General features: G+C 30.4%; 10 protein-coding genes. 5 read left to right on the top strand and 5 right to left on the bottom strand.

Features of this window, described 5'->3' with window-relative positions; all coding sequences use genetic code 11:
• Positions 1-233: 233 nt before the first annotated feature.
• The 4 genes from F7B34_RS01320 to F7B34_RS01305 all read left to right on the top strand — a co-directional run bounded on the left by F7B34_RS01320 (position 234) and on the right by F7B34_RS01305 (position 4,412).
• Complete coding sequence (locus F7B34_RS01320; protein WP_292459718.1) at positions 234-740, top strand: type II toxin-antitoxin system VapC family toxin; 507 nt, start codon at positions 234-236, stop codon at positions 738-740.
• A gap of 30 nt (positions 741-770) precedes the next feature.
• Positions 771-2,132, top strand: a complete 1,362-nt coding sequence (locus F7B34_RS01315) for a radical SAM protein (protein WP_292459717.1) — start codon at positions 771-773, stop codon at positions 2,130-2,132.
• A gap of 109 nt (positions 2,133-2,241) precedes the next feature.
• Positions 2,242-3,516, top strand: coding sequence for an isopropylmalate/citramalate isomerase large subunit (leuC, locus tag F7B34_RS01310; protein ID WP_292459715.1), 1,275 nt, complete (start codon positions 2,242-2,244; stop codon positions 3,514-3,516).
• 68 nt (positions 3,517-3,584) lie between these two features.
• Positions 3,585-4,412: a sugar phosphate isomerase/epimerase gene (locus F7B34_RS01305; protein ID WP_292459714.1), complete on the top strand. Its 828-nt coding sequence runs from the start codon at positions 3,585-3,587 to the stop codon at positions 4,410-4,412.
• A 46-nt stretch (positions 4,413-4,458) separates the two neighbouring features.
• Here the strand turns inward: F7B34_RS01305 and atwA are convergent, their stop codons facing one another.
• The 5 genes from atwA to F7B34_RS01280 form a co-directional block, all read right to left on the bottom strand.
• Entirely contained in the window at positions 4,459-6,054 is a 1,596-nt protein-coding gene (gene atwA, locus F7B34_RS01300; protein WP_292459712.1) for a methyl coenzyme M reductase system, component A2, read from the bottom strand.
• 33 nt (positions 6,055-6,087) lie between these two features.
• Positions 6,088-6,495 carry a DUF134 domain-containing protein gene (locus F7B34_RS01295; protein ID WP_292459710.1) on the bottom strand — a complete coding sequence of 136 codons (408 nt, stop codon included), beginning with the start codon at positions 6,493-6,495 and terminating at the stop codon, positions 6,088-6,090.
• Between the two features lie 12 nt (positions 6,496-6,507).
• Positions 6,508-6,837, bottom strand: coding sequence for an MJ1244 family protein (locus F7B34_RS01290; protein ID WP_292459708.1), 330 nt, complete (start codon positions 6,835-6,837; stop codon positions 6,508-6,510).
• A 183-nt stretch (positions 6,838-7,020) separates the two neighbouring features.
• Entirely contained in the window at positions 7,021-7,659 is a 639-nt protein-coding gene (gene radB / locus F7B34_RS01285) for a DNA repair and recombination protein RadB (protein WP_367116329.1), read from the bottom strand.
• 41 nt (positions 7,660-7,700) lie between these two features.
• Positions 7,701-8,954 carry a tRNA(Ile)(2)-agmatinylcytidine synthase gene (locus tag F7B34_RS01280; protein ID WP_292459704.1) on the bottom strand — a complete coding sequence of 418 codons (1,254 nt, stop codon included), beginning with the start codon at positions 8,952-8,954 and terminating at the stop codon, positions 7,701-7,703.
• A gap of 294 nt (positions 8,955-9,248) precedes the next feature.
• Between F7B34_RS01280 and truD the strand changes: the two genes are divergently transcribed.
• Positions 9,249-10,559 carry a tRNA pseudouridine(13) synthase TruD gene (gene truD / locus F7B34_RS01275; RefSeq protein WP_292459702.1) on the top strand — a complete coding sequence of 437 codons (1,311 nt, stop codon included), beginning with the start codon at positions 9,249-9,251 and terminating at the stop codon, positions 10,557-10,559.
• Positions 10,560-10,849 lie beyond the last annotated feature (290 nt).

Here is a 10,849-nt window from a genome sequence, read left to right as displayed (position 1 = left end):
GGAATATATAGTTTCTTCGGAGCTTTAAAACAGATTCAGAGATAAATTATACTTCCTTAACTAACTTCTATTACTCGAATTTATCTGGGTATATATATTTATTAATATTTGGTATTGTATGTAATTCCTATCTTAGACATCCTATATAAAAATTATTTTTATATAGATTTTTATAAAATCAATTTTACAATAATATTTTATTAATAATATTCTATTTTATTTTAAGTGATATTATGATAAAAATACTTGATGCATCCTCATTTATTCATGGATACAACCCCTCAGTTGAAGATGGAGAACATTATACAACCTATGGTATTATTAAAGAGGTTAAAACAAAAAAAGAAGTTGTAGAGCTCGCTATTGAGTATGGAAAGTTAAGGATTAGAGAGCCCAAAACTGAAACTGTTGAAAAGGTTAAAAAAATGTCCATAAAAACAGGAGATACACTATCTAAAAATGATATGGATATACTTGCTCTTGCTATGGATTTAAATGGCATATTATATACTGACGATTATGGACTTCAAAATGTGGCAAAACGATTAAATGTTAAGGTAAAATGTATAGTATCTGAAGGAATTAAGGAGAGGTTTACATGGAAACTTGTATGTAAGGGCTGTAAAAAGATGTATGATATAGATTATTTTGATGAAGTATGTGAAATATGTGGAAGCCCACTGGAAAGAAAAATGGTTAAAAATAGATATAAAAATAAAAAAAAGCGATGTAAAAAATAATAATACAATGCATATCTATTTGGTGAATATATGAATCTCAATGCTAACTCAAATGATTCCATAGATTTCAATGAATTTAAAATGATTACAAATGTGGAATTGATTAAAAATAAAAAAAATCGGTTAATTATTGAAATAAATAAAAACTACGAAACATCTATTACTTTGGATTATGATGTTCAATTGAGGGATAACAAACTTTTTTTAGTTGATGATAGTTTTAAAAAAATAAATAGGAATAGGCTTGAATCTATTAAATCAGGTATTCTAAATTTAATATCAATAAATATATTTCAAAATTTGATAAATAAAACAACTAAAAGAAAAACATACTACATACATCCACCAATTCCTTTAATTGGACACACAGCCTTTGGACTTATAGATAGGGGGACAAATATAATTCAAGTGAGGGGATTAAGTGGATGTAATATAAACTGTCCATTCTGTTCAGTTGACGAGGGAAGATATTCAAAAACACGAAAAAATGATTATTATGTTGATTTAGATTATTTAGTAGATGAATATAAAAAAATAGTCGAATTTAAAGGAAATAAACATATAGAAGCCCATTTGGATGGTCAGGGAGAGCCATCTTTATATTATCCATTGCCAGATTTAGTTCAGGAATTGAACGAAATTAATAAGAAAGGGAAAGGTATTGTTTCAATGCAGTCAAATGGCACAAATTTAACATATAATATAATCGATGAATTGGAAGAAGCAGGACTACACAGAATTAACCTATCTATAAATGCCATAGATGAAAAAATGAGTAGAATTTTATCGGGGAGTAAGGATTATGATATAAATCATGTATTGGATATTGCTGAATATATAAAAAATTCAAAAATCCATCTTTTAATAGCACCACTACTTTTACCAAATGTCAATGATGCTGAATTTAAAAAAGTAATAGATTATGCTGTTCAGTTGGAACAGAAAAATTCCCAGAATATAATAAACCCCATTACCAACAAGAAAAATCCAATAGTGGGAGCTCAACTATGTCTTATATACCAATTTGGTAGAAGAATTAAAAAAATGAGGGTGTGGAAATTTAAAAAATTCTATGATTTATTAAAACAGTGTGAAAATGAATATAAAAAGAACGGCATTGATATTCAGTTAAATACACCATTATCTAAGGCTTTTGGAAACCACAGAAGGAAAAAACTTCCAAATCCATTTAAATTAAATGAAATTGTAAAAACAAAGGTTGTTTTAGATGGAAGGATAAAAGGTGAGGTGATTGGAGTCGCAAAAGATAGGGTTATTCAGATAATAGATATTCATCAAAACTATGAGAAACTTATGGGAAAAATAGTTAAAGTTAGAATTTTAAGAACAAAGGATAATATATTTATAGGAACCCTTTTAAAAAATAATTAAGTTTTTATTATTCAGAGATATATAATAAATAAAACAAAGATATAAATATAAACGTTTAACTTTTTATATAATAAAAATTAAATTATTAATAAAATATGGAGGTATAATTATGGGAATGACTTTATCTGAAAAAATACTTGCAAAGGCATCAGGGAATAAAACTGTATCCCCCGGAGACATAGTAATGGCAAAGATAGAAACAGCAATGGCACACGACATTACTGGTCCATTAACTATAAATACATTAAAAAAGGAAGGAATAGATAAGGTATGGAATAATGAAAAAATAGTTATATTATTTGACCACCAGATACCTGCTGACAGTATAACCGCAGCAGAAAACCACATATTGATGAGAAAATTTGTAAAGGAACAGAATATAAAGAATTTCTACGATATAAGGGAAGGAGTATGTCATCAAGTATTGCCTGAAAAGGGGCATGTCCTCCCAGGAACTGTGTTAGTTGGAGCGGACTCTCACACATGCACACATGGAGCATTTGGAGCATTTGCAACAGGTGTAGGAAGCACAGACATGGCAGCAGTATTTGCAACCGGAGAATTGTGGTTTAAAGTGCCTGAAACACTATACTTCAACATTACTGGGGAGTTAAAACCTCATGTAATGTCAAAGGATGTAATACTTCATATTATTGGAGAAGTTGGATTCGATGGTGCAACATATAAGGCAGCACAATACGGCGGGGAAACAGTTAAAAATATGAGCATAGCTTCAAGAATGACAATGTCAAACATGGCTATTGAAATGGGAGCTAAAACAGGAATAATCGAACCAGATGAAAAAACAATAAACTATGTAAAAAGCGTAATGGAAAAACACGGAACAACAAGACCATTTGAACCACTTAAAGCAGACGAAGATGCAGAATATGAAGAAGTATTTGAAATTGAAGTAAATGATTTAGAACCTGTATTTGCATGCCCTCATGCTGTTGATAATGTGAAGCAGGCAAGAGAAGTTGCTGGAAGACCTATTGACCAAGTATTTATAGGTTCATGCACAAACGGAAGATTGGAAGATTTAAGAGCTGCCATAAAAGTTATAGATGAACATGGTGGAATAGCAGATGATACAAGGGTGATAGTAACTCCTGCTTCAAGGGAAGTGATGCTTGCCGCAATGGAAGAGGGAATAATCCAAAAATTCTACAAATATGGATGTGTTGTAACAAACCCATCATGTTCTGCATGTATGGGAGCCCTCTATGGTATATTAGGGCCTGGTGAAGTTGGGGTATCCACTTCAAATAGAAATTTCAGAGGAAGAGAAGGTTCATTAGATTCAGAAGTATATCTTGCATCACCAATTACAGCAGCTGCCTGTGCAGTTAAAGGGGAATTGGTTGACCCAAGAGATTTATAAAATAAATATCTATAAAAAATAAATATTTTTTTCTTTTAATATATAAAAGTATAATAAAAATGATTACTATGGGCAATAAATTAAAAGTAGGCTGTTCAACACTGTTTTTGTGGGAATATCCTATTGAAGTCATCTGTGATATATTTAAGGACGCGGGGCTAAACTGTATGGAGTTTTTTCCAGAAAATCCCGAATTTTGGGAAAAAAGAGATGATTTAGATTATATATGTGGTTTAAAAAAAGAATTTAGACATTTTTGTTTAATCCTTCATGCTCCTACAATAGAACTCAATCCCTCATCTACAAATGATTATGTTTATGAAGCGTCCATAAAAGAAACCATTTGGTCAATAAACCTTGCGAAACTATATGGTGCAAAATATATTACAATACATCCCGGAAAACGACCAACAAAAAGACCACCTAGGGAAAAAGAATATATTAAATTCTATAAATATTTGGACGTGGTTCTTGATTATGCTAAAAAAAATGGCATTACCTTATGTTTAGAAAATCTTCCAAAGAAAACTAATTATATCTGTTATTCTTCACAAGAAATGGAAGAAGTTTTAAACAAATATACTATCAAAAATCTAAAAATGACCCTTGATTTTGCCCATGCAAAAGAAGAAACTCAAAATTTTGTTGATAAATTAAATCAATATATAAAAAATATTCATATATCTGGTGTAGTAGATGGTAAAGACCATTACCCCTTAGAGCTCTCACAAATTGATTTTTCAAAACCTGTGAAAGATTTAATTTATAAATATAACTATAAAAATTGTTTTAATCTTGAAATAAATGATAAAAATTATAAAAGAACTCTTTCAAAAGATGAAAAAATGAATGTTATTATTAAAGAAGTAGGGTATTTGGAAAATTTAATTAAATAAAATAATTAAATAAAATAATTAAATAAAAAATAAAAAAATAAACCATTTAATGTCCAATCATTTCTTCTTTTTCTTCCTCAGTTAATATTTTAACAATTTCTTCTGGTTTTCCTATCTTTATTATTTTTCCGTTTCTCATCAATGCAGCCCTATCGCAAACATTCAAAACAAAGTCCATATCGTGAGATACTATAACATATGTTTGTTCCAATTCTTTTCTTGATTTTTGAATGGATTCTGCCACCATGTTTCTTGTGAATGGGTCCATTGTTCCAGTAGGTTCATCGAGGAGTATTACACGAGGTTCTTTTATCAGTACCTGAGCAAGTGCCACCCTGTGCTTTTCCCCAACACTGAGCTCCTTTGGATATTTATCCAATATCTTTTCTGCCTCTTCCTCAGTAAAACCAACCGATGTAAGTGTATGTTCTGCTTTCATTCTTGCAAACTCTCCTGGGAGCTCCAATCCTATGGATTCTGTAAGGTTGTATAATATTGTTCTATGTGGATATAAGGCATATTCTTGAAAAAGCATTCCAATATATCTTCTAGCCCTACCCCTATACATAGGTCCAGGTTTTGTCATATCTATCCATTCATCCCCAAGCCTGAACTGATATTTTCCTCTTGATGGTGGAAGAACTCCTGCTATAATCTTTGAAAGTGTAGTTTTTCCTGCACCACTGGTTCCCACGAGTCCAAATATTTCCATCTCATTTATGTCTAATGAGACACCATCCACAGCCTTTACAACACCCCTTTCAACTGAACAATATTTTTTCTCAATATTTTCCAATACCATCTGCTTATCCTTTACCTCTACCTTCTCAAACTTCTTAAACTCCGTCATTGTTTCCATGAACTTATTTACAACCTCTTCACTATCTCCATACTCTTTAATTTCCCCACCTTCAAGCCATATAGCTTTGTTTGAGAGCTCGGCTATTACCTCAGCCCAGTGTGATGTAATAATCATGCCTATATTATTTTTGATAACTGTTTCTTTCAATGCCTCGTGAACAAGTTTGGCAGTTTTTGGGTCCAGTGTTCCAGTAGGTTCATCGGCTAAGAAGATTATTGGTTTTTTAGCAATCTGTCTTGCAAGAACAACTCTCTGTTTTTCACCACCACTTAAATCCCTTGCAATATGTGTAATTCTATGTTCCAATTTAACCATTTTTATTAATCTCATAGCAATATCTGTTGCTTCCTTACCCTCAAATCCTGCTGATGATAGAGCCTCCAATATATTTTCAATTACAGATTTTTCACCATAGAGTGCAAAAGTTCTTTGAAGCATTATGGCAATTTTTTTCTTTAAGTTATAGGTTATTTCTTTATCATTCCAAAAATCAACTGAAATCTTATGGAATGTTCCTCCACATTCACACTTTTGACCGTCTTTTGAAGGGACATCTACCTCTCCACAAGTATCACATCTTGCAATATGGTAAATGACCTTTCCTTCCGTAGGTTCATACCCTTCCATACCTCTGAGCATATGGAGTAAAACGGATTTTCCAGCACCACTTCTACCGAGAACACCGAGAACCTCTCCTTCGCTGAGTTCAAAATTTATATTCTTTAATACCTCATTATCTCCAAACTTTTTTGAAACATTTTTGACTTCTAACAACAGCATAATATCACCAATTATTAAAAAGTTTTATATTTTTTATAAATCTTTTTTATCCTTCATATAAAATATAGAACACCAATTATTTGGCCTAAATAAACAATGTTTATAATTACCACAGTTTTTATTCATACCGCATTTTCTAAATGTATAATATCCGCCTTCTATCTTCAAGATTTTTCCGTTTATTAAAAAATCACTTACTTTTTTTCTTGCAGATTTTAGAATGTTCCAGAATACTCTTCTCGATATGCCCATGGCATTTGCAGCTTCTTCATGGGGATAACCTAAATAATCTACAAGTCTTATGGATTCCAACTCCTCTAAACTTAGATTTAAAATTTCTATTTTTTCATCGTCTGATATATTATCTGGTTTAAAAATTCTAGCCTTTGGTTTTTCTGATATAATTCTTGGAATTTTTGGTCTTCCCTTTCTGAATCTCATAAAAATCACAGATTAGTCTGTTCTATTTACTTTTAAGCCGCCAATTGGAATTTCTGCAATGGTATATCTTTCGCTTGAAAGTCTTTCATAAACACATTTTTTTATTAAGTTTAAATTCTTTTCATCAACTATGGTTCCTATCATTACGGCGTTATATGCCATATCATTTATTATTTTTAAAGCCTTTTCAGGTTCTTCATCCAACAAAAAGCCGCTCCAATCCTGAGGGGACATTCCTTTATATTCCATTAAAAAAAATCCTGATATTCCTCCTTCAGACAAAGCATTTATTGCTTTTCCAATATTTTCTGTTTCAACAAAAAGATAAACTAACACCTTCATAATAACCCTCCTTTATTAATAAACCCTTATGTGCAAAATTTATTAATTAAAATAATATATATACTTATCCATACTGCTAAGCATAGTTAAATATAGCGCGCTTTTTAACAATAATTTTTTAGTAGATTTATGGGAAAAGAAACTAATATTGTAATTATAATATATATGCACATAGTTAATAAATTAGCTTAATATATCAACACCTTTTTTTACTATTTTGTACCTAACCCTTTCTCCTTCTTCTGAATATCTATGCTTTTCCAGTATTAATTCCCTTGATTTATCTAATTTTTCCATCCTAATTATGGTTTTACTCCAATATTCAAGTAGTTTCCCTCCAGTTGCTTTAAATCCATTTGATGTATCACTAATTTGATTTGTAATTAAAACCGCCACATTCTTTTTTTTAGCAATTTTTAGTAAGGTGAGTATCTGCTTACCAAGTATTCTGTTTAGTCTGGTGTTTTCATTTACATTGTCTGAGAGCTCTAACCTATACAATGAAGAGATGCCGTCGACTACAACCAACCCCAAATTGTCGATGAAAAATAATTTTTCAAGTATGGCTGACTGCTCCTCAAAGCTTTCAGGCTCGTAAATAATCAGATTGTCAAGAATATTTTCAATATCGTTTCCAGATATTTGTTTTATTCTTTCAATAGATAATCCACCTTCTGTATCAACATATACAACTTTAAAACCTTTTCTTATAAAATTTATTGCTGAAATTATGCCGATATTGGTTTTTCCAACACCTGGTGGTCCGTAAATTTGAGTAATTGTTTTTCTTTCAATATTTCCCTTTAAAATTTCATTTAACATTGTATCACTTGATATTAATTTTGAGATGGACATAATAACACTCAAAATAAAATTAACGGCTTACTTAAATGCCTTCTTGCAGATGGTGGAACTTCGTAAAATCCTTCCTTTATATCTCTTTTAACTTCTATTAATCTTATTTCATCATATTTTATTTTTTTACCACATTTATTGCACACATAACCGCTTTTAACTCCTTTTGATTTTAATGTTCCACCGCAGGAGCATTTTTTATCTTTTATATACTGTTTGGATAGTTTTAATATCTTTAATTTTTCGATATTTATTTCAAATGGTTCTTCTCTAACCGTTCCATACACTCCAACAATATCTCCCTTTTTCAATTTCCTTACCAAGTTTCTAAAATCCTTTGTAGGTTCATAAGCTACGCAGTTTATTTTTCCAGTTTCATCCTCTATTTCAAATACTACAATTCCACCTGCAATGTCTTTTGGATTATCTACGATTGTTCCATAAACTATTACTCCCGTGTTTGGATATATGTCCTTTATTTTCATATATCTTAAATGAACATCTGTTCCCTGATTAGTTTTGTATATCATATATTTATCTATGTCTTCCCCGCATTTAACCGTATTCATGGCATCTATTAAAACATCCTTTTTTATGCCTCTAATACCATATAAAACAGGACATTTTGTTCGCGGTGCAATTATCTGTTTATTGCCATCAACATTATTGAATGTAAATGGAATGGTTTTTTCATCCATTTCAACAACTGATTTATCATCTATTGTTCTTTTCTTTCCCCAGTTTTCCCTTTTTCTATATGCCAAGAGCTCATATGTATATGGTGCAACTGATGATATACTACCAAGAGCTCCTATTATGCCATGTCCTTTTTTATACGCCTTATACTCTCCGCCGATTTTGTTTATTATTTTCTTTGCATAATCCACGGTGATTATGTCATAAAGCACTTTTTTGTAGTAATTTTCTAAAATACTTTTGTTTTTTACATAATTTTCTTCACTTAAAAATACTATCCCAGGGTTTGTGTTTTCGCATTCAAAATCAGAGTATTCTTCAACAAGGTTTATGACAGTTTCTTTTATGTAAATTATATCCCTTTCATTTAATTTTTTTTCATCTTCAATAATTCTTAAACTAATTCCTCCGTTTCCACGAGTTTTATATTTAACCATGGGGTTCATTCTTATTAACTTTGGAGTGTCCATTTTGTATTTTTTCCCGAGCTCTTCCATTAGAAGCATTCCAATATATGTTGTGCAATATCTATCTCTACTGTCTGTGTCATCAATCCCTATGAACATATTTTCACCGAATAATGAATAAAATAAATTAATTAAATTATAAAATAAATTAAATTAATAAAATATTTTATGTAATGAGGCTATTGATATTAAGATGTTGATAATCAATAATTGATGATGTTGATAACATAATAGCCATGGGTGGTTATAACTATAATATATCATAACATTATAAAATATTTATCAAGAATATTTTTAATAATTAATTAAAAAATAAAAACTTAGGAAAATAGCATAAAAATACTAAAAAATATAAATATATAAAAAAATGATATAAAATTTAAGGACGATATTATGAGAAATTATTTAATAAATAAAAGAAAAGCGGAATCTCAGGAAAATTTAAACAATTATCGTAAAAATATCATATTAAAATTTAGAAAAAACAAAATTTATAGCACAATAGATGAAATGAAGCCGAATTTAAACAAATACCTTTTAAATATAAAAATAAACGGAGATATAAAAAAATATCCCGAAGATTTTATTGTAGAGGAAATTACGGAAGATGGGATTGTTTTAGAGCATGGGAAGGATTTAAAAGATGTTTTTAAGGATACACAAAATTGGAACGGTTCTTTTATACACTTCACACTGGAAAAAATAAACTGGAACACAATGGATGCCATAAGGGAACTGGCAAAAAGAACTGGCACTAAAAGAAAAAATTTTGGTTTTGCAGGAACAAAGGATAAATTTGCCTTAACTACTCAAAGGGTGGGCTGTTTTGGGATAAAACCAGAGAAACTGGAAAAAATAAAAGATAGTATAAAAGATATAAGAATAAGGGACATTCAAAAAACAAATATAAAGCTTAGAATGGGAAGTTTATGGGGCAATAGATTTACAATACGGATAAGGTTAAGAGATAACGATAAAAATAATGTGGATATTGAAGAAATAGCAAATACCTTAAAAAATACCAAATTGGACTATGTTTTAAACTACTACGGCATGCAAAGATTTGGAACATACCGCCCCATTACTCATGTGGTGGGAAAATTCATATACAACAGAGATTTTGAAAGTGCATTTTATACCTACTGCGGAACTCCTATAAATGAAACTGGAAAAACACTTGAAGCAAGAAAACTTGTAGATGAAGGAGACTTTAAAGGAGCTCTGAAAATATATCCCAATAGTCAGTATTATGAAAAAAAGATGATAAGGCACTACTTAAAAATAGGAAGTTTTAAAGAAAGCTTTAAAGTCCTTCCGCCACAGTTAAAAAGTATGTTTGTAAATGCCTACCAATCCTATTTATTCAATGAAATGATAAATAAAAGGTATGAATATGGATTTGAAACAATGGATGGGGATATTTTAATAGACGGCATTCCAACAGGGGTATTACTCGGTAGCGATTCAGAATTATCTGGTGGAATTCAAGGGGAAATCGAAAAAGAAATAATAGATAGGGAAAATCTCGATTTAAAAGCATTTAAAATTGAAGACTTTGGGAACTTTCCAGGAGCTCGGAGGAAGTTAATTGCAAAGGTGTATGATTTTACCTATGCTATTGATAATGAAGGGGTTGTTCTAAAATTCAAAATGGAGAGAGGAAACTATGCTACTGTGGTTTTGAGGGAATTTATAGATGTATAGGTGAATTACCCACCTTATAGACTGAGCTTCCTTTCTGTCCCTTAGTCTCCACAGGCGTCACTGCACTGTCCAGCCTAAGATCTTTTCTATTCTAGCGAAATATTGAAAATAGATAATAATTTATAAATTTTTTGATTTGTCTAAAATGAGCAATATTTTATATATTAAATATAATAAAAATATGTAGCGAAAATTTTATACGAGAATATATAATATTGGAGGTTTTTGATAACATTATAGAAAGTATAGAATTACCTACGGGAATTTATCTAATAGATTAGAAGAATTAT

Source organism: Methanothermococcus sp., assembly GCF_015523155.1.
Classification (GTDB): Archaea; AGJL01; Methanococci; order Methanococcales; family Methanococcaceae; genus Methanofervidicoccus.
Note: the sequence above shows the minus strand (reverse complement) of the source record. Positions and strands in the feature narration are given on the sequence as shown.

Coding starts and splice junctions, on each gene's coding strand:
- F7B34_RS01320 (WP_292459718.1), top strand. CDS start 234: ATGATAAAAATACTTGATGCATCCTCATTTATTCATGGATACAACCCC.
- F7B34_RS01315 (WP_292459717.1), top strand. CDS start 771: ATGAATCTCAATGCTAACTCAAATGATTCCATAGATTTCAATGAATTT.
- leuC (WP_292459715.1), top strand. CDS start 2,242: ATGGGAATGACTTTATCTGAAAAAATACTTGCAAAGGCATCAGGGAAT.
- F7B34_RS01305 (WP_292459714.1), top strand. CDS start 3,585: ATGGGCAATAAATTAAAAGTAGGCTGTTCAACACTGTTTTTGTGGGAA.
- atwA (WP_292459712.1), bottom strand. CDS start 6,054: ATGCTGTTGTTAGAAGTCAAAAATGTTTCAAAAAAGTTTGGAGATAAT.
- F7B34_RS01295 (WP_292459710.1), bottom strand. CDS start 6,495: ATGAGATTCAGAAAGGGAAGACCAAAAATTCCAAGAATTATATCAGAA.
- F7B34_RS01290 (WP_292459708.1), bottom strand. CDS start 6,837: ATGAAGGTGTTAGTTTATCTTTTTGTTGAAACAGAAAATATTGGAAAA.
- radB (WP_367116329.1), bottom strand. CDS start 7,659: ATGTTAAATGAAATTTTAAAGGGAAATATTGAAAGAAAAACAATTACT.
- F7B34_RS01280 (WP_292459704.1), bottom strand. CDS start 8,954: ATGTTCATAGGGATTGATGACACAGACAGTAGAGATAGATATTGCACA.
- truD (WP_292459702.1), top strand. CDS start 9,249: ATGAGAAATTATTTAATAAATAAAAGAAAAGCGGAATCTCAGGAAAAT.